This window comes from Amycolatopsis sp. WQ 127309, from assembly GCF_023023025.1.
GTDB lineage: Bacteria > Actinomycetota > Actinomycetes > Mycobacteriales > Pseudonocardiaceae > Amycolatopsis.
Genome location: NZ_CP095481.1, coordinates 1611328 through 1636359, shown reverse-complemented (window position 1 = coordinate 1636359; position 25032 = coordinate 1611328). Strand labels below are relative to the sequence as shown.

The 25032-nt window shown below is 69.9% G+C and carries 24 protein-coding genes; 6 read left to right on the top strand and 18 right to left on the bottom strand.

Annotated elements, in window-relative coordinates:
- Positions 1-140: 140 nt before the first annotated feature.
- Entirely contained in the window at positions 141-1277 is a 1137-nt protein-coding gene (locus MUY22_RS07185) for an acyl-CoA dehydrogenase family protein (RefSeq protein ID WP_247058351.1), read from the bottom strand.
- 104 nt (positions 1278-1381) lie between these two features.
- On the opposite strand from MUY22_RS07185, the gene MUY22_RS07180 reads away from it, so the two are divergent.
- From MUY22_RS07180 to MUY22_RS07165, 4 genes are all read left to right on the top strand, one after another.
- The gene (locus tag MUY22_RS07180; RefSeq protein WP_247058349.1) at positions 1382-1957 is read left to right on the top strand and encodes a TetR/AcrR family transcriptional regulator; all 576 of its coding nucleotides are present in this window, start codon (positions 1382-1384) and stop codon (positions 1955-1957) included.
- Positions 1958-1998: 41 nt separating this feature from the next.
- A complete protein-coding gene (locus tag MUY22_RS07175) occupies positions 1999-2940 on the top strand; it encodes a carbohydrate kinase (RefSeq protein ID WP_247058347.1) in 942 nt (313 codons plus the stop codon).
- Positions 2941-3137: 197 nt separating this feature from the next.
- Positions 3138-4454 (top strand): citrate synthase, encoded by a 1317-nt coding sequence (locus MUY22_RS07170; protein ID WP_247058345.1) that lies wholly within the window; start codon positions 3138-3140, stop codon positions 4452-4454.
- A 65-nt stretch (positions 4455-4519) separates the two neighbouring features.
- On the top strand, positions 4520-5866 hold the full coding sequence (locus tag MUY22_RS07165; RefSeq protein WP_247058344.1) for a deoxyribodipyrimidine photo-lyase: 1347 nt from the start codon (positions 4520-4522) through the stop codon (positions 5864-5866).
- 4 nt (positions 5867-5870) lie between these two features.
- On the opposite strand, the gene MUY22_RS07160 is transcribed toward MUY22_RS07165, so the two are convergent.
- The 6 genes from MUY22_RS07160 to MUY22_RS07135 form a co-directional block, all read right to left on the bottom strand.
- Positions 5871-7061 (bottom strand): ABC transporter permease, encoded by a 1191-nt coding sequence (locus MUY22_RS07160; protein WP_247058341.1) that lies wholly within the window; start codon positions 7059-7061, stop codon positions 5871-5873.
- Entirely contained in the window at positions 7058-7987 is a 930-nt protein-coding gene (locus MUY22_RS07155; RefSeq protein WP_247058339.1) for an ABC transporter ATP-binding protein, read from the bottom strand. Before MUY22_RS07155 ends, MUY22_RS07160 begins: the two co-directional genes overlap by 4 nt.
- Positions 7980-8534: a hypothetical protein gene (locus MUY22_RS07150; protein ID WP_371827587.1), complete on the bottom strand. Its 555-nt coding sequence runs from the start codon at positions 8532-8534 to the stop codon at positions 7980-7982. The genes MUY22_RS07155 and MUY22_RS07150 overlap by 8 nt, the downstream gene beginning before the upstream one ends.
- The gene (locus MUY22_RS07145; protein ID WP_247058337.1) at positions 8531-8800 is read right to left on the bottom strand and encodes a helix-turn-helix transcriptional regulator; all 270 of its coding nucleotides are present in this window, start codon (positions 8798-8800) and stop codon (positions 8531-8533) included. The genes MUY22_RS07150 and MUY22_RS07145 overlap by 4 nt, the downstream gene beginning before the upstream one ends.
- Positions 8801-8976: 176 nt before the next feature.
- Positions 8977-10518 carry a glycerol-3-phosphate dehydrogenase/oxidase gene (locus tag MUY22_RS07140; protein WP_247058334.1) on the bottom strand — a complete coding sequence of 514 codons (1542 nt, stop codon included), beginning with the start codon at positions 10516-10518 and terminating at the stop codon, positions 8977-8979.
- Positions 10515-11078 carry a TetR/AcrR family transcriptional regulator gene (locus MUY22_RS07135; RefSeq protein WP_247063704.1) on the bottom strand — a complete coding sequence of 188 codons (564 nt, stop codon included), beginning with the start codon at positions 11076-11078 and terminating at the stop codon, positions 10515-10517. The genes MUY22_RS07140 and MUY22_RS07135 overlap by 4 nt, the downstream gene beginning before the upstream one ends.
- Before the next feature lie 97 nt (positions 11079-11175).
- Here MUY22_RS07135 and MUY22_RS07130 point away from each other — a divergent pair, with 97 nt between their 5' ends.
- Positions 11176-12795: an FAD-binding oxidoreductase gene (locus MUY22_RS07130; RefSeq protein ID WP_247058332.1), complete on the top strand. Its 1620-nt coding sequence runs from the start codon at positions 11176-11178 to the stop codon at positions 12793-12795.
- On the opposite strand, the gene MUY22_RS07125 is transcribed toward MUY22_RS07130, so the two are convergent.
- The 3 genes from MUY22_RS07125 to MUY22_RS07115 form a co-directional block, all read right to left on the bottom strand.
- A complete protein-coding gene (locus MUY22_RS07125; protein WP_247058330.1) occupies positions 12792-13355 on the bottom strand; it encodes a gamma-glutamylcyclotransferase family protein in 564 nt (187 codons plus the stop codon). The two genes, MUY22_RS07130 and MUY22_RS07125, sit on opposite strands and share 4 nt — an antisense overlap.
- A gap of 65 nt (positions 13356-13420) precedes the next feature.
- Positions 13421-14518, bottom strand: a complete 1098-nt coding sequence (locus MUY22_RS07120; RefSeq protein WP_247058328.1) for an S-(hydroxymethyl)mycothiol dehydrogenase — start codon at positions 14516-14518, stop codon at positions 13421-13423.
- A 113-nt stretch (positions 14519-14631) separates the two neighbouring features.
- Complete coding sequence (locus tag MUY22_RS07115; protein WP_247058327.1) at positions 14632-15105, bottom strand: HAD domain-containing protein; 474 nt, start codon at positions 15103-15105, stop codon at positions 14632-14634.
- Between the two features lie 60 nt (positions 15106-15165).
- Here MUY22_RS07115 and fdxA point away from each other — a divergent pair, with 60 nt between their 5' ends.
- Positions 15166-15585 (top strand): ferredoxin, encoded by a 420-nt coding sequence (fdxA, locus tag MUY22_RS07110; RefSeq protein ID WP_305879359.1) that lies wholly within the window; start codon positions 15166-15168, stop codon positions 15583-15585.
- Between the two features lie 76 nt (positions 15586-15661).
- Here fdxA and MUY22_RS07105 read toward each other — a convergent pair whose 3' ends face one another.
- The 8 genes from MUY22_RS07105 to MUY22_RS07070 form a co-directional block, all read right to left on the bottom strand.
- A complete protein-coding gene (locus MUY22_RS07105) occupies positions 15662-16924 on the bottom strand; it encodes a peptidase C39 family protein (RefSeq protein WP_247058324.1) in 1263 nt (420 codons plus the stop codon).
- Between the two features lie 71 nt (positions 16925-16995).
- Positions 16996-17397: a PaaI family thioesterase gene (locus tag MUY22_RS07100; RefSeq protein ID WP_247058322.1), complete on the bottom strand. Its 402-nt coding sequence runs from the start codon at positions 17395-17397 to the stop codon at positions 16996-16998.
- 56 nt (positions 17398-17453) lie between these two features.
- A complete protein-coding gene (locus MUY22_RS07095; RefSeq protein WP_247058321.1) occupies positions 17454-19178 on the bottom strand; it encodes a TIGR03767 family metallophosphoesterase in 1725 nt (574 codons plus the stop codon).
- A gap of 169 nt (positions 19179-19347) precedes the next feature.
- On the bottom strand, positions 19348-19845 hold the full coding sequence (locus MUY22_RS07090; RefSeq protein WP_247058320.1) for a DUF4190 domain-containing protein: 498 nt from the start codon (positions 19843-19845) through the stop codon (positions 19348-19350).
- Positions 19846-19900: 55 nt separating this feature from the next.
- Positions 19901-20716 carry a carbohydrate ABC transporter permease gene (locus MUY22_RS07085; RefSeq protein ID WP_247058318.1) on the bottom strand — a complete coding sequence of 272 codons (816 nt, stop codon included), beginning with the start codon at positions 20714-20716 and terminating at the stop codon, positions 19901-19903.
- Complete coding sequence (locus MUY22_RS07080; RefSeq protein ID WP_247058316.1) at positions 20713-21609, bottom strand: carbohydrate ABC transporter permease; 897 nt, start codon at positions 21607-21609, stop codon at positions 20713-20715. The genes MUY22_RS07085 and MUY22_RS07080 overlap by 4 nt, the downstream gene beginning before the upstream one ends.
- Complete coding sequence (locus MUY22_RS07075) at positions 21606-22892, bottom strand: ABC transporter substrate-binding protein (protein ID WP_247058314.1); 1287 nt, start codon at positions 22890-22892, stop codon at positions 21606-21608. The genes MUY22_RS07080 and MUY22_RS07075 overlap by 4 nt, the downstream gene beginning before the upstream one ends.
- 102 nt (positions 22893-22994) lie before the next feature.
- Entirely contained in the window at positions 22995-24623 is a 1629-nt protein-coding gene (locus tag MUY22_RS07070) for a long-chain fatty acid--CoA ligase (protein WP_247058312.1), read from the bottom strand.
- Positions 24624-25032 lie beyond the last annotated feature (409 nt).

Below are 25032 nucleotides of genomic sequence, written 5' to 3'. Positions count from 1 at the left end.
GTGACTGGGGCCGTGACTCACGTGATTGAGGCCGGAACTCGCGTGATTGGGGCCGGAACCGCGAGTTCCGGCTTCAATCACGCCGGATACGGCTCTGATCACGCGAGTTACGGTTCGGATCACGCGAGTTCGGTGTCGGGCTAAGAGGCCTTCAGTTCGCGGGCGATGACCATGCGCTGGATCTGGTTCGTACCTTCGAAGATCTGCGGCACCTTCGCCTCCCGCATGTACCGCTCCACCGGGAAGTCGCGCGTGTAACCTGCCCCGCCGAGGACCTGGACGGCGTCCGTCGTCACCTTCATCGCGCCGTCCGTCGCGACCAGCTTCGCGATCGACGCCTGGCGCTGGAACGGCATCCCGCGGTCGCGTCGCCGGGCCGCGTCGAGGTACGTCGCGCGGGACGACTCGACCGTGGCCGCCATGTCGGCCAGCAGGAACTCGACGCCCTGGAAGTCGATGATCGGGCGGCCGAACTGCGAGCGGCCCTTCGCGTAGGTGACCGCCTCGTCCAGCGCCGCCTGCGCCAGGCCCACCGCGCACGCCGCGATGCCCAGGCGTCCCGAACTCAAGGACGACAAGGCGATCCGTAGCCCCTGCCCTTCCGCGCCGATGAGCCGCGAAGCGGGCACCACGGCGTTGTCGAAGTTCAGCTGCGCCGTCGGGGAGCCCGTGAGGCCCATCTTCCGTTCGCGCGCCGCCGCCGAGAGGCCGGGCGTCGAGCCGTCGACCAGCAGGCAGGAGATGTCCTGCTCGCTCGTGCGGACCATCGTCGTGTAGAAGTCCGCGACGCCGGCGTGGGTGATCCACGCCTTCGTGCCGTTGACGACGTAGTCCGGGCCGTCGAGCCGCGCTCGCGTCGTCAACGCGGCCGCGTCCGAGCCCGCCTGCGTCTCCGACAATGCGTACGCGCCGAGCAGACCCCCTTCGAGCATGTCCGGCAGCCACTCGTCGCGCTGCTCGTCCGTGCCCCAGTTGGCCAGGCCGTAGCAGGACATCGTGTGCACCGAGAGTCCGACGCCGACCGTCATCCACGCGGCCGCGATCTCCTCCAGGACCTGCAGGTACACCTCGTACGGCACGTCGCCGCCGCCCCAGCGCTCCGCGTACGGCAGCCCCAGCAGGCCGGACTTGCCGAGCAGCCGGAACTGCTCGCGCGGGAACCGCTCGGCCTCCTCGGCCTCGGCCGCGCGGGGTGCCAGCTCGTCGCGGGCGATCTCGGTCGCCAGCGCGACCAGGTCTTCGGCGTCCGAATCGGGCAGCAGGCGTTCGGCAGGCATGGTCGTCCTCCCAGACAACGGTACTGAAAACAGTACTGTGGGTCTGCTGAGAGTACAGTACGACGAGCCTGGGGCGGCCGTGAGACGTAGGAGATAGTGGTCCGATGGAAGCCAGTCGCCGGCCCACCGCGAGGCAGCGCGCCCTGCTCGCCGACCTCGAGGCCCTCTTCCTCGCGGAGGGTTTCGCCGCCTTCACCCTGGACGACATCGCCGCCCGCCTGCGCTGCTCGAAGTCGACGCTCTACGCGCTCGCGCCCAGCAAGGAGCAGCTCGCCGTCAAGGTCGTCGCCCAGTTCTTCCGCGGCGCCGCGGCGCGCATCGAGGAGCGGATCGCCGGGATCGACGACGCGCCCAAGCTCATCGGCGAGTACCTGGCCGGCGTCGCCGAGCACCTGAACCGCGCGTCGGCGACCTTCATGCGCGACATCGCCGAGTTCGCCCCCGCGCGCGAGACCTACCAGGTCAACAGCCGGTTCGCGGCGCAGCGGATCCACGCGTTCATCGACAAGGGCGTCGCCGACGGCGTCTTCCGCGACGTCCACGCCCGGCTCATCGCCGAGATGACCGGGCTGATCGTCGAGGGCATCCAGACCGGCGTGCTCGCCCAGCGCACCGAGGTGTCGGACGCCGAAGCGTTCACCGCACTGGGTGAGCTGTTGCTCGGCGGGCTGAACAAATAGCGGACAGGAATTGTCAGCTGAATCTCCTCTAAACTCGCCGCGTGATCGTCGTAGGCGGAGAAGCTCTCGTAGACCTCGTCCCGGGTGACCCCTTGGACTCCACTGTGGACGGTGGGCTGCGCGCGCTGCTGCCGCGCCTGGGCGGCGGGCCGTACAACGTCGCGCTGGCCGCGGGCCGGCTCGGCGTGCCGACGGCGTTCCTGTCGCGGGTGTCCACCGACCGCTTCGGCGAGGCGATGGTCGAGCGGCTGCACGCGTCCGATGTCGACACGTCGCTGCTGCAACGCGGCGACGAGCCGACGACGCTGGCCGTCGTCGCGCTCGACGCGAAGGGCGCCGCGCACTACACGTTCTACGTCGAGGGCACGGCGGATCGGCTCGTCGCCGACCCCGGCGCGCTGCCGGAGCGGGTCACCGCGCTTTCGCTCGGCACGCTCGGCATGGTCCTCGAGCCCGGCGCGTCGGCGTACGAGGCGATGCTGCGGCGCGAGGCCGCCCGTGGGGTGCTGACCGTGCTCGACCCGAACATCCGCGAAGCGCTGATCACCGATCCGGCCGCCTACCGCGCCCGGTTCGCGTCGTGGCTGCCGGACGTCCGGTTGCTGAAGATCTCCGACGACGACACCGCGTGGCTCACCGAAGGCGCCGACCCGGTCGCCGCCGCGAAGACGTGGGTCGAGTCCGGTGTGGACGCGGTCGTGCTCACCCGGGGCGCCGACGGCGTCGCGGTGATCACCGCCGCAGGTGAGGTGGCCCACGTGCCGTCGCGCAAGGTCACGGTGGTCGACACCATCGGCGCCGGCGACACCGTCCAGGGGGCGCTGCTGGCCTGGCTGACCACCCGCGAGGTCTCGGACCTGGCCTCCCTCGACGCGGACGCGTGGCGCGAAGCGCTCACCTTCGCCGCGAAAGCCGCCTCGATCACCGTGTCGCGCAGTGGCGCGGAGCCGCCCACATCGGCCGATATGGCATCCACCGTGTGAACCTGGTCCCAAAGCGGGTACCAGGGGCAACGTCACCGCTGCGCGGTGCCGGGGTTCTCGACTAGCGTAGAGGGGCATTCTTCATACCCCAGCGGGGCGGTGTGCAGCGAGGCGCCAGTGTTTCCTCGCGTGAACACGTGGCTACCTGTGGAACCTACAGGCGCCGCCGTCCCGTGCCCAACGTGAGAGGGACTTGCATGTCCGACGCGACGACTGCGGGGCAGTCCGGCGGCGAAACCGCGAAGCTGAGCCTTCCGAGTGGCGAGCACGAATTCAAGATCGTCCACCCGGTCGAGGGCGCGCCCGGGATCGAACTGGGGAAGCTGCTGGCGCAGACGGGGTACATCACCTACGACCCCGGTTTCGTCAACACCGGCGCCGCGTCGTCGGCCATCGCCTACATCGACGGCGACGCCGGCATCCTCCGCTACCGGGGTTACCCGATCGAGCAGCTGGCCGAGAAGTCGACCTTCGTCGAGGTCTCCTACCTGCTGATCTACGGCGAGCTGCCGACCGAGGCCCAGCTGGCCGACTTCACCCAGAAGATACAGCGCCACACGCTGCTGCACGAAGACCTCAAGGCGTTCTTCAGCGGCTTCCCGCGCGACGCGCACCCGATGCCCGTGCTGTCCAGCGCGGTGTCCGCCCTGTCGACGTTCTACCAGGACTCGCTCGACCCGTTCGACGAACCGAACGTCGAGCTGTCCACCATCCGCTTGCTCGCCAAGGTCCCGACCCTGGCCGCGTACGCGTACAAGAAGTCCGTGGGCCAGCCGCTGCTGTACCCGGACAACTCGCTCGGCCTGGTCGAGAACTTCCTCCGCATGACGTTCGGCTTCCCGGCCGAGCCGTACGAGGTCGACCCGGACGTCGCGAAGGCGCTCGACCTGCTGTTCATCCTGCACGCCGACCACGAGCAGAACTGCTCGACCTCGACCGTGCGCCTGGTCGGCTCGTCCGAGGCGAACCTGTTCGCCTCGATCTCGGCCGGCATCAACGCGCTGTTCGGCCCGCTGCACGGCGGTGCGAACGCCGCGGTGCTCGACATGCTCGAGGGCATCAAGAACGACGGCGGCGACGTCGCCAAGTTCGTCGAGCGGGTGAAGAACAAGGAAAAGGGCGTGAAGCTGATGGGCTTCGGGCACCGGGTCTACAAGAACTACGACCCGCGCGCGAAGATCATCAAGAACACCGCCGACGAGATCCTCGGCAAGCTGAAGGGCGGCGACCAGCTGCTCGACATCGCCAAGAAGCTCGAGGAAACCGCGCTTTCGGACGATTACTTCGTTTCGCGCAAGCTGTACCCGAACGTGGACTTCTACACCGGCCTGATCTACCGGGCGCTGGGCTTCCCGACGAAGTTCTTCACGGTGCTGTTCGCGCTCGGCCGCCTGCCGGGCTGGATCGCGCACTGGCGCGAGATGATCAACGACCCGGCCACCAAGATCGGCCGCCCGCGGCAGATCTACACCGGCCACGCGTCGCGGGACTACACCCCGATGTCGGAGCGCTGAGCGTTTTAACCCGGATAACCGCCCCGTCGTGCACTGGCACGGCGGGGCGCTTATCGTTGTCCGGCGTGACCAAAGAAGCGCCGGTTGTCCTGTGGTTCCGCCGCGACCTGCGGCTGGGCGACCACGCCGCCCTGCTGGAAGCGTCGAAGCACAGCAAGCACGTCCTCGCGCTGTACGTCCTCGACGAGGCGCTGCTGAAGCCGTCCGGCGATGTGCGGACGGCGTTCCTCTACGGCTGCCTGGAGAAGCTCGACGAGCAGCTCGGCGGTCGGCTGATGCTGGTGCGCGGTGACCCGGCGGCCGAGGTCGTGAAAGCCGCGAAGAAGGTCGGCGCGTCCGCGGTGCACGTCAGCGCCGACACCGGCCCGTACGGCCGGCGCCGGGACGCCGAGGTCGCGAAGGCCTTGGCGGAGAACAACATCGACTGGGTGGAGACGGGCTCGCCGTACGCGGTGGCGCCCGGGCGCGTCACCAAGCCGGACGGCGACCCGTACCGCGTCTTCACGCCGTTCTTCCGCGCCTGGACCGCGCACGGCTGGCGCGCGCCCGCGGACACCGGGCCGTCCCTTGTGGACTGGGTCGAGCCGCCGAAGTCGTTGAAGATCCCCAAGCCGCCGCGCGTTTCCGCGGTGCTGCCCGAGCCGGGGGAGCAGGCCGCGCTGGACGTCTGGCACGCCTTCCTCGACGGCGGCGTCGACACCTACGACGAGGACCGCGACCGGCCGGATCGTGAGGGCACCACGCGGATTTCGCCGTACCTGCGCTGGGGGTGCGTCCACCCGCGGACGCTGCTGGCGGACCTCGCCGGTGATGACCGCGTCGGCGCGAAGTCGCTGCGCAGCGAGCTGTGCTGGCGCGAGTTCCACGCCGACGTCCTGTGGCACCGGCCGGAAACCGCGCGCAAGAACTACGACAAGCGCTTCGACAAGATGAGCCACGACGACGACCGCGAGGCCTTCGAGCGGTGGTGCGCCGGGAAGACGGGCTACCCGATCGTCGACGCCGGGATGCGGCAGCTGCTGGCCGAGGGCTGGATGCACAACCGCGTCCGGATGGTCGTCGCGAGCTTCCTGGTGAAGGACCTGCACCTGCCGTGGTGGCAGGGCGCGCGGCACTTCATGAACCACCTCGTGGACGGCGATCTCGCGTCGAACCAGCTGAACTGGCAGTGGGTGGCGGGCAGCGGCACCGACGCGGCGCCGTACTTCCGGATCTTCAACCCGACGACGCAGGGGGAGAAGTTCGACCCGAACGGCGACTACGTCCGCAAGTACGTGCCGGAACTGCGTCCGGTGCAGGGGAAAGCGGTCCACAAGCTGAAGGACCGCCCCAAGGACTACCCGGAGCCGATGGTCGACCACGCCCACGAGCGCCAGGTGTCCTTGGAGCGGTACGGCCAGATCACGTCGTGATGGCTCAGCCGCGCAGGGCCTCCGACAGCTTGATGCGGCTACCGATGCGCAGCACGCTGTTGCCGTAGATCTTGCCGCCCAGCCAGGTGAGCAGCGCGACCAGCGCGACGGTCAGCCCGAGCGACAGCCCGATCTCCCAGCCGGTCGCGGCGCCGGTCGCGATCCGGGCCGGCATCAGGATCGGCGAGAGCAGCGGGATCAGCGAGACGACCTTGGTCGCCGTGCCGTCCGGGTCCTGCAGGAGCAGGTTGAACCCGGAGACGAACCCGATGATCAGCACGATGTTGATCGGCCCGACCACGGACTGCGTGTCCTCCTGCCGCGACACGAGCGAGCCGAGCGCGCCGTAGATCGTGGCGTACAAGAGGAACCCGAGCAGGTACCAGAGCAGGCCCCACAGCAACGCGCCGGTCGCGAAGCCGGTCAGGGACAGCACCCCGGTCGCCGTCGCCGCGACGAGCCCGGCCGCGGCGAGGATGACCAGCTGCGTCAGGCCGACCAGGCCGAGCCCGATCACCTTGCCCAGCAACAGCTGCCACGGCCGCACGCTGGCGAGCAGGATCTCCACGACCCGGCTCGACTTCTCCTCGACGACGCCCTGGGCGACCATCATGCCGTAGGTGATGATGCTGATGTAGAGCAGGAACGCGACGATCACGCCGAGGATGAGCCGTTCCGTGTGGTCGGCGGGCTCCGGCGACAGCGCGTCGTCCTGCACGTGGGTGCCGTTGACCTGCGCCATCACGTCGGCGGGTTCGAGCTGCGCGGCCGAGAGGACGCCGTCGAGCACCTGCTGCTGCGCGACCTGGTCGAGCACCGTGCGCAGGCTGTTGTCCAAAGAGGACTTATAGGTGGCGGTCAGCTTCGCCGCGCTGCCCGAGACGAGCGCGTCGAAGTCGCCGTCCTCGACCTTCTGCTTGCCCTCGGCGGGGTCGGTGACGATGACCGTCGAGATCTGCTGGCCCGACTGCGCCGCCTTGGTCTGCAGCTGCTGGGCGATCCCGATGGCCTGCCCGGTCAGCCCGACCGTGCGCTTGTCCGCCGCCCCGGCCAGCGCCGTCTGGAACCCGACGTAACCCAGCAGCAGCACCAGCATCACGACGGTGCCGATCACGAACGAGCGGGTGCGCAGCCGCGTGTTCAGCTCGCGTTTCATCACGAGCCAGACAGCTCGCCGGCCATTCAGCGTCCTCATCGTGGCTCCCCCTTGTCCGCTGTGTCGTTCTGGGAGACGGCATCGCGGAACAGCTCCGTCAGTGTGCGGCGGCGGTGGCTGAACTCGGTGACCGGCCCGGTCGACAGCGCGGCGGCGAGCACGGCCTGGTCGTCGGCGCTCGGTTCGAGGCCGAGCACGGTGGTCGTGTCGCGTTCCTCCAGCACGCGCACGCCGGGCAGGCTCGCGGCCCAGCCGGGACGCGCACCCGGCGCCGTCACCACGAGCTTGCTGCCGGCTTCGGCGGTCAGCTCGCCGACGGTGCCGACGGCGACCATCCGGCCGTTGCGGATGATCCCGACGCGGTCGCAGAGCCGTTCGACGAGGTCGAGCTGGTGGCTGGAGAACACGACCGGCACGCCGGCCGCGGCCTTCTCGCGCAGCACCGCGCTCATCACGTCGACGGCCAGCGGGTCGAGGCCGGAGAACGGCTCGTCGAGCACCAGCACGGCCGGGTCGTGCACCAGCGCCGCGGCCAGCTGGACGCGCTGCTGGTTGCCGAGGCTGAGCTTCTGCACCTCGTCCTTGCGGCGCTCGGCCAGCCCGAGCCGGGTGATCCAGGCTTCGGCGTTGCGGTGGGCTTCGTTCGTGGTCAGGCCGTGCAGCTCGGCGAGGTAGACGAGCTGGTCCAGCACCTTCATCTTCGGGTACAGCCCGCGTTCCTCCGGCATGTAGCCGATGTGCGTGCGGGTTTCGTGCGTGATCGGCTTGCCGTCGAAGCGGACCTCGCCGCCGTCCGCGGCCAGCACCCCCAGTGCGATCCGTATCGTCGTGGTCTTGCCCGCGCCGTTGCTGCCGACGAAGCCGAACAGCTCGCCGGCGCGGACGTCGAACGTGACGCCGTCGAGCGCCACTTTCGCGCCGTAGCGCTTGGAGATCGCGTCGATCTCCAGGTTCCCCTCACCCATGTGCGTCCCCCTCTTCGAAGTCCTCGGGGTCGTCGTCCGGCAGCGACCAGCCCAGCACGACGGGCGGGACGGTGGTGCCGGTGACCAGCAGCGCGGACATCATCATCACGCCGCGGAACGCGCCCTCGGCCTGCCCGGCGACGACCAGGGTGTAGAACATCGCGACCAGCATCAGCGCGACGAGCGCCAGGTAGCCGATGTAGGTGACGCGGTGGCGCCACTCGCGTTCGCGCTCGTCCAGCAGCCGGGAGAAGCTCCCGCTCATCCGGCCGGTCAGGATCTTCAGCAGCGTGAAGGCGGCTCCGCCGGCGAGCAGCGAGCCCATCCAGAGGCCGAAGTACAGCCACGGCGAGACCAAGGTGAAGACGGCCGCGCTGCCGACGAGCACCAGGTCGGCGCCGGCCAGCACTCCGGCCAGCGCGCGCCGGTGCCGCCGGTCGCGCCAGCCCGGCAGCCGCTGGGCGTGCCGCAGTTCGCGTTCGTCCATCTTGTCGAGCTGACGTTCCCAGTAGGCCGCCAGCCGACCCTGCTGTTCGATCATGGTCATGCTCCCCCCTCGCGGTAAACCTGGGTGGACAGTGGCAGGAACGGCTCGCGGCTGAACACCGCTTCGACCGGCAGGTCGAACACCGCGCAGATCCGGAAGGCCAGGTCCAGGCTCGGATAGTGGTCGCCGCGCTCGAGCGCCCCGATGGTCTGCGGGTTCACTTCGACGGCATTCGCCAGCGCGGCCCGGCTCATCCCGCGTTCGGCTCTCAACACGGGCAGCCGGTTGTGGATCGGCAGCTCCTTGCCGCGTCTGACCGGACTCATAAAACGTACTGTTGCAAAAACCCAACGACTCGTCAACTTAAGAGAACATCAAGCCTCAGTTTTCGCGCGCGCCGAAGCGCCCCAATGTGGCGTTGGGTGCATCTGACGCACCCAATGTGGCGTTCGGTGCGTCCAGCGCACCCAACGCCACATTGGGGCGTATGAGAGCCTCGGGATCAGGCCAGGCCGGCCAGGGCTTTGTCGACCAGCTCCGCCACGCGCGGGGTCGCCGCGGCGGCGTCGGACGGGATGAGGGACAGGCGGGTGCGGCGCTCCAGGACGTCCTCGACGTCCAGGGCGCCCTCGTTGCGGACCGCCCAGACGATCTCCGCCGCGGTGATCTCCGTGCCGTCGGACACCGGGGCCGCGAACTCCGCGTCCAGCTCGCCCAGTGCCGCGACCCGTGGGGCCTCCGTGCCGTACTTGGCTACCAAGCGGGGTTGAGCGTCCACAAGGGACAGATCCTCGCGGCGGGCCGCGCCCAGCAGGGGGAGCCGGGCCGTTCGGCAAGGCGAAGCCGGCAGTCCGGCCAGCCGGACCGCGGCGTCGACCGCGTCTTCCGCCATGCGCCGGTAGGTCGTGAGCTTGCCGCCCACCACCGTCAGCAGGCCGTCGGAACCCGCCAGCACCGCGTGTTTGCGGGACAGGTCCGCCGATCGGCCGCCCGTGCCCTCGATCAGCGGGCGCAGGCCGGCGTACGAGCCCGCGATGTCGTCGCGGGTCAGCGGGCGTGACAGGACCGACGACGCCAGTGACAGCAGGAAGTCCACATCGGACTCGGGAACCGTTGGTACGTCCGGCAATGGGCCCGAAACCGGCTCGTCCGTCAGTCCCAAGTAGACGCGGCCGTCCGGCTGGGGGAGCAGGAACACGAAGCGGTTGGTCTCGCCCGGCACGCCGATGTTGATCGACGTCGTGCCCATCGGGACCGTTCCCGGCGCCAGCACCAGGTGCGAACCGCGCGACGGGCGCAGGCGGACCGAGCCGGTCAGCGTGCCGGCCCAGACGCCCGTCGCGTTGATCACCTGGCGGGCGACCAGGTCCAGCTCGTCGCCCGAAACGCCGTCGCGGACGCGGACGCGGTCGGCCGTCACCGAGAGCGCCGACAGCCGGGTCAGGATGCGGGCGCCGAACGTCGCGGCCGTGCGCGCCAGGGTGATGACCAGGCGGGCGTCGTCGACAAGAGCGCCGTCGTAGGCCAGCAACGCGCCGCGCAAGCCGTAAGGGGACAACCCGGGTGCCAGCGCCAGGGCTTCGGCGGCCGGGATCGTGCGCGGGCGCGGCAGCACCGACGACGGCGTGCGCGCGGCTCGGCGGAGGCCGTCGCCCGCGCGCAAGCCCGCCGACACCAGCGCCTGCTGCGTCCGGGATGTGCTGGGGTACAACGGGAACAGCTGCGGCATCGCGCGCGTGAGGTGCGGTGCCGTGCGCGTCATCATGATGCCGCGCTCGACCGCGCTCTCGTGCGCCAAGCCCAGTTCGCCGTGCGCCAGGTACCGCAGTCCGCCGTGGACGAGCTTCGACGACCAGCGTGACGTCCCGAAGGCGAGGTCGTGCGCCTCGACGAGCGCCACCGACAGGCCGCGGGACGCCGCGTCGAGCGCGATCCCGGCGCCGGTGACGCCGCCGCCGACCACGATGACGTCGACGCGCTCGCCCGACGCCAGTTCCGCGAGCTCGCGTTCGCGGCGCTGCGCGTTGAGCGAACCGGACGTCATGGTTTCAAGGCCGCGTCGAGCACGTGGGTGAACTCCGCCATCAGCGCCGCCGGGTCGAGGTCCATCGTGGCCGGCCGCAGCGAGAACGCGAAGGACTGGACCAGCAGCAGCACCGACCGGGCCTGCGCCGCGACCGGCGCGCGCCGGACCGAGCCGTCCTGGTGGCCGGCTTCGAGCAGCTGGTGCAGCACCTGCTCGGCGAACCGCTGGGTCGCGCCGAGCCGCTCCACGATGTACGGCAGCACCAGTTCGGGGTCGACGTCGAGCAGTGTGCGGAACAGCGGGTCGTTCGACAGCGCGCGGATGCCGGCCGAGGCGATGAGCACGAGCCGCTCACGGCTGTCCGCCGCCTCGGCGCCGCGTTCGCTCGCCGTGCGGAGCAGGCCGCTGAACTCGCGCGTCATCAACGCGGCGAGCACGCTGCGCACGTCCGGGAACCGGCGGTAGACGGTCATCCGGCTGACGCGGGCGGTGCGGGCGATTTCGGCGAGTGTGGTGCGGCGCACACCGACGGCCAGCACGCAGGTGCGCGCGGCGTCGAGCAGCACGTCATCGGCCACTCGCGTCGCCGTCTGCCGGTTACGGGTGTCCGCGAGCGCGGAAGATCCCGCGGTCTGCGTGGTGTGACGTTTCACGTCCATATGTCACACTGTAGTCGTGAACGAGCTGATTGACCACCGTCTCCGTCAGTCCTGGACCGCGGAAGCCGCCGACGCCGCCCAGCTGCCCGCGCGGGCGGCGAAGTGGCTTGAACAGCGTATAGGCCAGGTGGCTCCCGGCGCTGCACAGGTGGCCGAATTGACGGTGAAAATACCGTCGTCAAGTTTGGTCGAGTCTGCAGTGGAAGCGCTGTCCGAGGTCGTCGGAACCGCGAACGTGCTGGTCGACGACGCGGCGCGGCTCGCGCGGGCCACCGGGCTGTCCTACCTGGATCTCCTGCGCCGTCGGTCGTCCGCGGCGGACTTCCCGGTGCCGGACGCGGTCGTGCTGCCCGCCGGGCCGGACGAGGTCCAGGCGGTGCTCGACGTCTGCGTGCGCCACGATGTCGGAGTTGTCCCGTTCGGCGGCGGGACCTCTGTGGTCGGTGGGGTCGCGGCGCTCAGCGGCGGGAAGACGTCCGTGATCGCGCTCGACCTCGTCCGGCTCGACGCGCTGGTGTCGGTCGACACCGAATCGCGCATCGCCGTGCTGCAGGCCGGCGTCCGCGGGCCGGAAGCCGAGCGGCTGCTCGGCGAGCGCGGCCTGACCCTCGGGCACATCCCGCAGTCGTTCGAACGCGCCACGATCGGCGGCTTCGCGGCGACGCGCTCGGCCGGCCAGGCGTCGTCGGGCTACGGCCGGTTCGAGGACATGGTCACGGGCGTCCGGCTGGCTACCCCGCGCGGCGAGTGGAAGCTCGGCGTTGCCCCGGCGTCCGCGGCCGGCCCCGACCTGCGCCAGCTCGCCGTCGGCAGCGAAGGCACGCTCGGCGTCATCACGGAGGTCTCGCTGCGCGTCCGGCCGGCGCCGCCGGTCAAGCGGTACGAGGGTTACGCGCTGCCCGGCTGGGAAGCCGGCGCGGCGGCGGTCCGCGACCTCGCCCAGAACCACGTGCTCGCCGACGTCACCCGGCTGTCCGATGTGGACGAGACCGAGGTCTCGCTCGCGCTGAACGCCGGGCTCAAGACGACGGCGCTGCGCAGGTACCTGGCCGCGCGCGGGGTGCGGCGGCCGTGTTTCCTCATCGTCGGCTGGGAAGGCACCGCGCACGACGTCGCGGTCCGACGCCGCGAGACCACGCGCCGGCTGAAAGCGCTCGGCGCGGTGCGCGTCGGCAAGGCGCTCGGCGAGTCCTGGCGGCACGGCCGGTTCGGCGGCCCGCGCCAGCGCGACGCCCTGATGGACCGCGGCGTGTGCGTCGAGACGCTGGAGACCGCGACGTACTGGTCCACTGTGGACGAACTGCGCGACGACGTCCGCGCGGCGCTCACGGCGTCGCTGGGCCGCGCGATCGTCATGTGCCACATCTCGCACGCGTACGAGACGGGCGCGTCGCTGTACTTCACGGTGCTGACCGCGCGTGACCAGGCCGACCCGGTCGGGCAGTGGCAGCGCGCGAAGGCCGCGGCGTGCGAGGCGATCAGCGGCCTGGGCACGATTTCGCACCACCACGCCGTCGGCGTCGACCACGCGCCGTACCTGAGCGCGGAGATCGGCAAGCTCGGCGTCGAGGTGCTGCGCGCGGCGAAGTCCGCTGTGGACCCGACCGGGATCCTGAACCCCGGGAAGCTGGTCTAGGGGAAGGTGCGCCCGTCCGGCGGCTCGACGACCTCGCACGCGACGCCCGGACCGGGCGCTTCCTCGCCCCGCAGCTCGATCGCCTGCGCCTGTGGGACGTCGGCGGTGCGCACCGGCTTGCCGTCGACCAGCAACGGGAAGCGGATCGGCATCGCGCCGATGTAGGCCAGGACGTCGGTGACCTTGCTGCCGTCTTCGAGCGTGATGTCCGGGTCGGTCAGCCGGACCAGGTGGTAGCGGTTGCCGCGGCCCTCGCAGACGTCCAGCACCGCGAGCTGGTCCGGCGTCACGAACCAGACGGCGTGCTCCTCGACGCCCGGCAGCGCGGTGAGCGTCGCCGGGCGCTGGCCGTCGCGGTAGCGCAGGCCGGACGCCCAGACCGCGGCGAGGCCGTCGCACCGGGCGTGCGCGACGACGACCGGGCCCCGCAGGCCCAGCTCGGCGCGCATCCAGCTGATCTTCGACGGGTTCGCGTTGGAGCCGTACGCCAGCACGGCCTGGCGTTCGCGCCAGCCGTCCGGCGCCGTGTCCAGGGGATAGCCGGCGCCGTCGGTGTGCACGAAGGAGAAACCCGGCCGGGTCCCCGGGTAGGGGTCGGCCGGGTAGTCCTCGTCGACGAAGAGCGTCAGAACGTCACCACGCTACGCAGGACGTCGCCGTGGTGCATGCGCTCGAAGGCCTGCTCCACGCCGTCGACGCCGATCCGCTCGGTGACGAACTTGTCCAGCGGCAGCCGGCCCTGCAGGTAGAGGTCGACCAGCATCGGGAAGTCCCGGCTCGGCAGGCAGTCGCCGTACCAGGACGACTTGAGTGAGCCGCCGCGCGAGAAGAAGTCGATCAGCGGGAGGTCGTTCAGCCGCATCTCCGGCGTCGGCACGCCGACGAGCACGACGGTCCCGGCCAGGTCGCGGCCGTAGAACGCCTGGCGCCAGGTCTCCGGCCGGCCGACGGCGTCGATCACGACGTCCGGGCCGAAGCTGTTGGTGGCGTCCTGCATGGCCTCGACGACGGCTTCTTCGCTCAGCCCGCGGCTGTTGACGGTGTGGGTGGCGCCGAAGTCCTTGGCCCACTCCAGCTTCCGGTCGTCCATGTCGATCGCGACGATCGTGGTGGCCCCGGCCAGCTTCGCGCCCGCGATGGCCGCGTCGCCGACGCCGCCGCAGCCGATGACCGCGACCGAGTCACCGCGGGTGACGGCGCCGGTGTTGATCGCCGCGCCGAGCCCGGCCATCACCCCGCAGCCGAGCAGCCCGGCGACGGCCGGTTCGGCGTCGCGGCTGACCTTCGTGCACTGTCCGCTGTGGACGAGCGTCTTCTCGAGGAACGCGCCGACGCCGAGCGCGGCCGACAGCTTGGTGCCGTCGGCGAGCGTCATCGGCTGGGTGGCGTTGAACGTCGAGAAGCAGTACCACGGCTTGCCGCGCTTGCACGCCCGGCAGGTGCCGCAGACCGCGCGCCAGTTGAGGATGACGTAGTCGCCGGGTTCGATGTCGGTGACGCCGTCCCCGACGGCCTCGACGACGCCCGCGGCCTCGTGGCCGAGCAGGAACGGGAAGTCGTCGTTGATCCCGCCTTCGCGGTAGTGCAGGTCGGTGTGGCAGACCCCGCAGGCCTGCACGTTGACGACGGCCTCGCCGGGCCCGGGATCGGGCACCAGAACCGTCTCCAGCGAGACCGGCTCGCCCTTCGCCCGCGAAACGACCCCCTGGACCTCGTACGGCATGTATCCACCTTCCGGCTGCACTGCTGGTTCGTCCGCAGCTTGCCACGGATGACGCGCAGATGGCGACATCCGCATGAGTGAGAGTCGGTGATGATGGCGCAACAGGTTGCGCTTCACGCAACTTGGGCCAGCCATTCGGCGATGACACCGAGGTCACCGGTCGTGAGACCGACGCTCGGTGCGACGGTGTGGAGCAGCGCCGGTCCGGGGTGGTGTTCGCCCACCCAGGCGCGGTCCACGTCGGTGGTTTCGTCGTCGATCCAGACGAAGGTGCGGCCCGCGGCCCGCTCGACGATCCTCCGGGTCTTCCAGTGCGGGCCGGTGGCGTCGTCGTCGGGGAAGTCGAGCACCGGGAGCGGTGGCAGGCCCGCCAGCGGAGCCACGCAGTCGTTGGCGTCTTCCATCCAGGTGGTGGCCCAGACGAGGTCGCACCCGAGGGCGAGCAGCCGCGGGCCGAGCCCCGGGTCGATCCGGGACAGCAGCGGATTGCCCACATCGGCGTCGGTGAACGTCCGGTACTCGCCGGAAGTCCGCCCGAACGGGATCAGCGGACCGTCGACGTCGAGGAACAACAGTGGGCGCTGCATGGCTCCGAAAGTCTGGCACGAGATCTATCCGGACAGAGCGGATGTGGCTAGGTTTCACGCATGGCGTTTGTGATCGGCCTTGCCTGCGTCGACTTCAAGGACCGCGCGTGCGTCGACGAATGTCCCCTGGACTGCATCTACGAGGGCTACCGGAGCCTCTACATCCATCCGACCGAGTGCTTCGAGTGCGGCGCCTGTGAGGCGGTCTGCCCGGTGGGGGCGGTCTCGTACGTGGAAGACCCCTTGTCCGCCCTCGACGAGCACGCCCGGGACAACGGCCGGTTCTTCACCGAGATCCTTCCCGGGCGCGACGCGCCACTCGGTTCGCCGAACGGCGCGGACCGGATCGGCCCGCTGTACGCGGACACGATGATGGTCACGGCGCTGCCGCCGCAGAGCCCGCCTGAGCGACGGCTGCCGACGCCCCGGGAGGGTGGCGGCTGCGGTTGTCCCGACGAGGGGCCGCGCGACCCGAGCTGAAGCGGGGCCAGACCTGGTGAAAGTCCGTGAATGTCGCATTGAGGGACTCCGAGTCCCTCAATGCGACATTCACGGCTTAGGCCGGCGTGATGATGTACGCGATCCCGCCCGGGCCGCCCGCTACGGTTCCGTCCGCGCGGTAGCGCTGCGTGCGCTGCCAGATCTTCTCGAACTGGTCCCGCTTGTAGACGTTGCGCACCCGGTCGTTGCTGCTGGACGCCGGGTCGTTGACGATCACGTCGCCGTCCTTGGTGAAGCCGACCACCACCATGATGTGGCCCGCCGTGCCGTAGCCCGCGCCGTCGAGCTCGTCGGCCAGGAACGACTGGGACGTGATCACCGGGATGCCGCGGACGATGTAGTTCTCCAGCTCGTTCAGCGAGTGCAGCCGGGTGATGTGCCCGCGCAGCCCGCGTGACGCCGCGTAAGCCGTGTTGAACGGCCAGTTGCCCGTGCCGTCGTAGGCGTGGTCGTAGGTGTAGCGCGCCGCGAACGCCACCGACGGGTCGACGTAGTCCGACGGGATCCACGACATCTCCGCCGCCGACGGCTTCTTGCCCCAGTACTCGGCCACCATCTCCGTCGACGTCGGGCTGCACCACGCCTCGCCGCCCCCGCCGTACTGCGGGAACTGTCCCTTGTGGAGGTTCTGCGCGTAGGCCGGCACCTTCAGCTCGATCCCGCTCGCGCGGCCCGGCTTCGTCGGCTGGACGTCGAAGCGGCTCGGCACCGCCGAGGTCATCGCGCCCAGCGACGTCACCGACGGTGTCGCGTGCGAGCCCGCCTCGCGGTAGAGGCTGATCCGCAGCTTGTATGACTTGAGCGTGACCCCGGCCTTCGTGACCAGCGTGTCGACGTCGACCAGGGCGTTCGCGTCGTCCTGGCCGTCGACGCTGGTGCGCAGGACGTCGGCGTCGCCGCTGGCCCAGCGGCCCATCACGTACCAGCCGGTTTCCGCGCCCGCCGCCGTCCTGCCCTGCGCCTCGACCTGCAGCCAGGTCTTCGCCGGCGTCTGCGCGTTCCACGACGACACCAGCTGCGTCGCGCCGAAGCCCTGGCGGTACGACGGGGACGTCCACTGGCCGTATTCGTACGTCTTCGTCGTGCCCAGCTCGGGCTCGGTGTGCTCGACCGTGCCGATCGGGCGGGTGATGCGCAGGCCGTCGCGGGTCAGTGCGAGCCCGGCGAAGCTGCCCTCGTGCAGGCGGCCGCCGGCCCACTCGTGGTAGTCGATCGACTCGTCGTCGCCCGGCCGGCCGGGCGCGGCCTCGGCGACCTGCGCCGTCACCGCCGTCAGCATCACAACGGACAATAGGGAGAACAAACTGCGTACCCGCATCCCGGCTCCTCGCTCGACCCACCCAGTAGCCAGGGATTTTCGCCGGTCCGGCCGGGTATGTAAACAGGTACCTAGAGGACGGCTTGGGTCTGTGTCACTTTCGCGACCAACTTGCCGTCGTCGTCGTGGATCTCCGTCTCCACCACGACGAACTTGCGGCCCGCGTGCAGTGGTCTGGACGACGCAGTGGCGTAGCCCGAACGCACCGCGCGCAGGAAGTTCGTCTTCGACTCGACGGTCGTCGTGCCCTGCGCGCCCTCGGGCAGGTTGAGGAACGCGCACACGGCGCCGGTCGAGTCGGCCAGCGCCATGAGCGCGCCGCCGTGCAGCGCGCCGCCGAGCGTGCAGAGGCTCTCGTCCCACTTCAGCCGGCTGCGCACGAGCGCGGGCCCGTGCTCGCACACCTCGACGCCGAGGCGTTCGGAGAACGGCATGGAGCGGTGGAAGAGCTGCGTGCCCTCGGGATCGGTCATGCCGCGCAGCTTGCCGGACGCCGGCGCCGCGGGTCGATTACCTCCGGGGTAACGCGTCAGCTCAGCGGGTTGACGAGCAGCAGTTCCGTGTTGTGGTCCGCGTCCGAGCCGACGCGGCCCAGGTCGACGTGGATGTCGTTGTACGACAGCTCGCGGTAGAGGGACGCAAGCGCTTGCGGGGTCCGGGCGTCGTAATCCACGGCGTACGGTGCCTCCGCCTCGATCAGCGTTGTGAACAGCGACAACGTGCCGTCCGCGTTGTCCGCTACCTCGACGATGCGGGCCTGCTGCGGGAAGTCGACGTGTGACGCGGTGTTGATCTCCCAGAAGCTCTGCTTCGGCGTGCCGCCGGCGTGGGCGGTGATCTGGTTGCGGTGCGTGTGGCCGTTGACCCAGGCCAGCACGTTCGGGAAGCGCTTGAGCAGCGCGACGAACGCGTTGCCGTCGAGGCGCGGGTCGAGCAGGTGGCGCGAGTCCGGCAGCAGGTTGCCCATCGAGCCGCTGGTGTGGTGGCTGAACAGCAGGAACAGCTCGTCGGTGACGCTGTGGGTGACCCTGCGGCCGAAGAAGTCGTAGTACGCCGAGCTGCCGCGCTTGAGCGTCGACTCGACCCAGCTGTACTGCGCGAGGCCGATCGAGCCGTCGGCGAACCCGGCGTCGGTCGTCGTGTCGAGGCTGATGCCCGTGATGCCCGGCGCGATCCGGAACGTGTAGTAAACGGCCTTGCCGTCGGCGTTGTCGGCGCCGAAGCCGTGCCCGACCGGGCCGGGGCCGGTGTTGGCCGTGTCCAGGTGTGCGCGGACGAACTCGCCGGTGCTGAACGGGCGGCGACGCGCGTCCGGCGTGATCTCGCGGATCGTGCCCCCGCCGCCGAACAGCTCGGCGACCGGCACGCTCGAGCCCGGCTTCTTGATGGCCGCGGCGAGCTTCTTCGCGGTGCTCTCGTCCTTGCCGATCACCTTGTACTTGCTGGTGTACCAGGCGTCGATGCCGGGGATCTGGGCCGGCAGCGACCCGACGATGCTGTCGTCGTGGTTGCCGAAGGTGCAGAACCACGGGACGTCGAGGCCCGGCGCGGTGAACGTCCCGATGCCCGCTTCGAGCAGGCCGGGCAGCTGCGGGAAACCCTTGGCGGAGTAGGCGTCGGCGCCTGGGGTGGCCGGGTTCCAGAACGTGCTGTTGCCGGAGTTCTGGACGCCCTCGTACGCGCTCGCGTCGCCGGAGTTCGGCGTGATGCTGCCGCCGTTGAGCAGCTTGAGGAACCAGTCGAGCTCGATCAGCTCGTGGTTGTCGGTGTTGTCGCCGGTGGTGACCATGAGGTCGAACGGCCGTCCGGTGAACGGGCCCTGCCGCACGCTGTTGACGCGTTCGACGAGCGCGCTGGTCGCGACGGTCCCCAGCGCTTCCTGCGGCCGGTGCGCGGAGCCGATGTAGGGGTGCAGGTACTCGAAGCGCGCGGGGCTCTCGGTGTCGGTGATGTGCAGGTCGGTGAACTGCACGAACGCGCTGAGCGCGCGGCGCCGGTCGTCGCGCCCGGCCTGCGGGGCGGCGAGATCGCCGCGGACGACGAGCGGCCAGCCGGGGCCGGCGCTCAGCCGGGAGTAGGTCGCGGTGCCGCCGCCGGTCGCGACCTGCTCGAGGGTCGTCCCGGCGGTGCTGACGGAGCGGGTGGCGGTGAGCCGCAGCGCGCGGTCGAGCGCGTTCGCGGTGGGCGTGCAGAGCAGCAGCCCGAGACCGGCGGCGCCGGCGGTGGCGAAGGTGCGCCGCGTGAGTTCGGCCATGGTGTCTCGCTCCCCAGGTATCTCGGTTGCCCAGCACCGTGCCGGACGACGTTGACCACACGGTGAACATGAAAAACATTCACCGTGACACTTGGGTTCACCATGTCACGACGGCTGGGTGGGGTGTACCGCCGAAGGTCGTGGTCATTTCCGCCGCTGGCGCTGCCGCTCAGCAGGCGATGCCGCACGCGCCGGCGGCGGCGAACAGGCCGAAGAAGAACAGCATCACGATCAGCGCCGGGATCACGCCGATGATTCCGCAGATCAGGCCCGCGATCGCCATGCCCTTGCCGGTGTAGCCGGGCCGGCCGCCCTGGACGATGCCGGCCCACGACAGGCCGATCGCCAGGAAACCGAGCAGCAGGTCCGCGAACGGGACCCAGAAGGCGATCAGCGCCAGGATGCCGATGACCATGCCCGCCACCGCCATGCCGCTCGTGCGCAGCATCGGGTACGCCGCCATCGCGTAGGGCTGAGCGAGGTAGGGCTGGGCTGGGTAGGGCTGCGACAGGTAGGCCTGCGCCGCGTAGGGCTGGACCGGGTACGGCTGCGTCCCGTAGTAAGGCTGCATCGCCGCAGGCGGGGCCGGTGTCGGCATGGACGGCGGGTACTGCTGCCACGCCGGCTCGGCCGGGCCGGGCTGCTGGTAGGAGTCGAAATCGGTCACGCCGCACCCACTTCTGTCAGTAACCCGAAGTCGTTCAGGTGACCCCGGTCGTTACTCAGCCCTTCAAGCCCGACTCCGTCACCCCCTGCACCAGGTACCGCTGCAGGAACGCGAACAGCAGCACGATCGGCAGGATCGACACCGCCGCCGCCAGGAACAGCAGGTTCAGCTGGGGGTTCTGCGCCGTCAGCAGGCCCGACAGTGCCACCTGGACCGTCCACGAATCCGGCGACTGGGCGATGATCAGCGGCCACAGGAACGCGTTCCAGCTGCCGATCACCGTGATCACCGCGATCGCCGCGAAGAAGCCGCGTGAATTCGGGACCACGATGCGCCAGAACACGCCCCAGCGGGTGAGGCCGTCCACCCGGCCCGCCTCCTCCAGTTCGCGGGGGAAGTCCAGGAAGTACTGCCGGAACAGGAAGACGCTGAACGCGCTGAACAAGCCCGGGATCACCAGGCCGCGGAAGTCCGACAGCCAGCCGAGCGTCGAGACCACCACGAAGCTCGGCACGAACGTCACCGACGTCGGGATCATCAGCGTCCCCAGCACCGCGTAGAACACGATCCCGGAATGCCGGTACGGGATGCGTGCCAGGCCGTAGCCCGCCAGGGAACACAGCACCAGCAGGCCGGCCGTCTGCAGGACCGCCACGATCGCCGAGTTCAGCAAGCTCCTCGCGAAGGGGACGTCGTCCGAAGCGAAGAGCTTCGAGAAGTTCTCCCAGTGCACTGTGGACGGGAAGAACGTCCACTGTGGAGCGGTGATCTCCGCGCGCGAGGCCAGGCCGTTGCGCAGCAGCAGGTAGAACGGCAGCAGGAACAGCACGGCCGCGATGATCAGCGCCGTCCAGCGGAGGAACGCCCTCATGTCGCACGTCCGAACCGCAGGACGCGGCCCTGCAGCAGCGTCACCAGAGCGATGATCAGCGCCAGGATCACCGCGCCCGCGCTGCCGCGGCCCAGGTCCTGGCCGCCCGAGCCCAGGGACGTGTAGTACAGGTAGACCAACGGTGGCCGCGCGAACGGCGGGTAGCCGCGGGCGTCGCCCATGATGTTGTAGAACTCGTCGAACGCCTGGTACGCGTTGATCAGGTTCAGCAGCAGCACCGCCACGGCCGTCGCGCGCAGCTGGGGCAGCGTGACGTACCGGAACACCTGCCAGCCCGGCTTCGCGCCGTCGAGCCACGCCGCTTCGTACAGGTGGACCGGGATCCGCTGCAGCGCCGCGATGAACAGGATCATGTAGAACCCGAGCTGCAGCCACAGCCGCGCCGTCACCAGCACGATCCAGTACAACGGCGGGTGGACCGTGCCCGTCCAGGCCACCGGGTCGGCGCCGAACAACGACAGCACCGTGTTCGCCAGGCCGTACCGGACGCCGGAGAACAGCGACGTCTTCCAGATCAGCGACGCCACGACGTACGAGCACGCGAACGGCAGGAAGAACACCGACCGGAAGAACGCGCGCGCGAACCGCAACTGGTTGACGCCGAGCGCGAGCGCCAGCGACAGGACGAACGTCAGCGGCACGATGAACAGCGCGAACACGCTGAACGTGCCGAGGCTGGACAGGAACGGCTCGTCGGTGAGCATGTGCCCGTAGTTGTCCAGCCCGACGAACCGCGTCGGCGTGACGGTGTTGCGCGCGTCGAAGAACGAGAGGTACGCGCTCCAGCCGATCGGCAGGTACGCGAACACCGCCAGCCCCAGCAGGAACGGCCCGACGAACAGCCAGAACGCGCGCGCATCGCGCCGCTTCATCCGAACAGGCGCTTGAGTTCGGCCTGCGCGACCCCGACGGCCGTCTTGACCTGCGCGGCGGGGTCCGCTCCCTCCTTCGCGATCTTCGCGGCCGCGTCGGACAGCGCCGTGTTCGCCTGCTGTGTCCACACCGGACCGCCGACCAGGTGACTGTTCTCCTTGACGAAGCGAGCGGCGTCGGCGGCCGGACCGGACTTGAGGCTGTCCGCGCGGTCGATCAGGCTCTGGCGCGCCGGGACGTGGAAGCCGAACTTCGTCGCGAACTCCAGCTGGTCCTGCGTCTGGTCGACCCACAGCCACTTGACGAACGCCTTCGCCTCGGCGACGTGCGCGCTCTTGGCGTTGACCATCGCGCCGTACGCGCCGACCGGCACCGACGGCGCGCCGCTGCCGTCGAGCTTGGGGAACGGCAGCACGCCGAAGTCGTCGTCGAACGCGTCGCGGATCTTCGGTACGTTCCACAGCCCGGTCCACTGCATCGCGGTCAGCCCGTCGATGAACGCGCCCGGGTCCGACCAGTCGGCGGGCGCGCCGAGCAGCAGCGAGCCGTTGGTGTTGAGCGTGTGCAGCTTGGCCAGCGCGGTCGCGGCACGCGGGTCGTCGAAGCCGACCTCGCGGTTGCCGTTCTTCAGGTAGTCGAGGCCAGCCGACCACAGCAGCGGGCCGGTGAGCACGCCGACGCCGCCGTCGTTGCCCGCGAAGAAGCCCTTCACGCCGTCCTTCGTGAGCTTCGACGCCGCGTCGATCAGCTCGTCGACGGTCTGCGGCGGCTGCACGCCGGCGGCCTGCAGGAGGCTCTTGCGGTAGAAGAGCACCTGCGTGTCGGTGGCCTGCGGGATGCCGTAGACCTTGCCCTCGACGGTCTGCGCGGCCAGCACGGCCGGGCTGAAGTCGCCCTTCACCGGCCCGATGACGTCGTCGAGCGCGACGACCTGGTTCTGCCGCACCCAGTCGATCTTCACCTGCGCCTCGAAGACGTCCGGCACCTTGCTGTTCTGCAGTGCGGTGACGATCTTCGAGTCGTAGTCGCCGGGGTTCCACTGCACCGTGACGGCGGCGCCGGGGTAGCTCGCGGCGTACCGCTTGACGGCTTCCTGGACGCCGTCCTCGCCGTACGCGTGGTACCACTGCTGCAGGCCGACCTTCGGGGCGTCGGACGGCGGCGGTCCCGCCGAGTACGCCGTCGACGCGGGCGGGTCGCCCTGCCGCCCGGTGTTGGACCCGCACGCCGCGACGAGCGCTCCGACCCCCGCGAGCGCGAGAAAACTACGTCTGTTCCGCATCCCCAGTACTCCTCCGCGTACGTCCGTGAATGCCACATCGAGGGACACAGAGTCCCTCAACGTGGCATTCACGGAACTGAAGCCACGCCGGAGATTTACCCGTTAGAGCTGTGAGATGTCGAGCTTTCCCTCGGAGTAGGACGCGCGGATCCGCTTCTTGTCGAACTTGCCGACGCTCGTCTTGGGCACTTCGTCCACGAAGGTCCAGTTTTCCGGCAGCTGCCACTTCGCGACCTTGTCGCTGAGGAACTCGCGCAGCTCCTCGGGCGTGGCGGTCTGGCCTTCCTTGAGCACGACGGCGACCAGCGGCCGCTCGTCCCACTTCTCGTCCGGGATGCCGACGACCGCGGCCTCGGCCACCGCCGGGTGGCCCATGACCTGGTTCTCCAGGTCGACCGACGAGATCCACTCGCCGCCGGACTTGATGACGTCCTTGGCGCGGTCGGTCAGCGTCAGGAAGCCGTCCGAGCTCACCTTGCCGACGTCACCCGTGCGCAGCCAGCCGTCGTGGAACTTGTCGGGGTCGATGTCCTGCCCGCCGTAGTACTGCCCGGCGATCCACGGGCCCTGGACCTCCAGCTCGCCGACGGCCTCGTTGTCCCAGGGCAGCACCTCGCCCGAGTCGCCGATGAGCCGGGCGCGCACGGACGCCGGGAAGCGGCCCTGCGTGTAGCGGTAGCGCCAGGCCTCGTCGCCGGTCGCCGACGCCGGCGGCCGCGCGACGCTGCCCAGCGGCGACGTCTCGGTCATGCCCCAGGCGTGCAGGATCGGCACGTTGTGGCGCTCCTGGAACGCGTGCATCAGCGACGGCGGCACGGCCGAGCCGCCGACCACGACCTCACGCAGGTGCGAGATGTCCTGGGGGTGCGCTTCGAGGTGGGCGAGCAGGCCTTGCCAGACGGTCGGGACCGCGCCGGCGAACGTGGGCTTGACCTCGGCCAGCAGCGCGGCGATCGGGGCGGGCTGGAGGAACCGGTCCGGCATGACGAGCGTCGCGCCGACCATCAGCGCCGCGTAGGGCAGGCCCCACGCCATCGCGTGGAACATCGGCACGATGGCCAGCGCCTTGTCGTGCTGGGCGAGGTTCATGCTGTCGCTCATGCAGACCTGCATCGAGTGCAGCCAGATCGACCGGTGCGAGTAGACGACGCCCTTGGGGTCACCCGTGGTGCCCGACGTGTAACACATCGCGGCCGCGGAGCGCTCGTCGATCTCCGGCCAGTCGAAGGTGTCCGGCTGTGCGGCCAGCAGGTCGGCGTAGGAGTGCACCTCGACGCCGGCCGGGGCTTCGAGCGCCGACGCGTCGCCGTTGGCCACGATGACGTGCCGGACGGTCTTGAACTCCGGCAGCTGCTTGGCCAGCAGCGGCACCAGCGTGCCGTCGACGATGACGACCTGGTCCTCGGCGTGGTTGGCCACGAAGACCAGCTGCTCGGGGAACAGGCGGATGTTCAGGGTGTGCAGCACGGCGCCCATGGCCGGGACGGCCAGGTAGGCGGCCAGGTGCTCGGCGTTGTTCCACATGAACGTGCCGACGCGCTGGTCGCCGGTGATGCCGAGGCTCCGGAGCGCGTTCGCGAGGCGGGCGGCGTTGCGGCCCAGCTCGCCGTAGGTCTCGCGCCGGGCTTCTGAACCGGTCCAGGTGACGACTTCGCTCGCCGAGTGCACCGACGTGCCGTGGCGGAGCAGGTTCGCCAGCGACAGCTGGCCGTCCTGCATGGTGCTCAACATGGTCACTCCCGGGGGGTGTTCGCCGGTGAACTGGGGTTGAGCCGACTCTAGTGCGGATCGGGTGAAGCGGGCATGGTCAACAATGGCTCCGTTCGGTCACGGTCGTCGCCCGATCGCGGGACGACCGAACGGTGATCATGATCATCGGATCTTGCCCTTTTCCTTGTATGTAAGGAAATAAGCGCGAATTCGGGGCGTAGCGGAGGCTTCACTTCCGGGTGAGTCAGGCCACTCGGAACGCGGATTGGGAGCGTTTCCGCAGGCCGGAGCGGGTTGCCCGGCATCACCTCCAGGGGTAATAAGTGCGTGTCGGTTGCACGGCCGCGATCCCGGTGGCGTTTACTGGGGCCGTGGTAAGGGACGGCTGGCCAGCGCTTGCAGCAGCAAGCACAGCAAAAAGCCGTCGGCC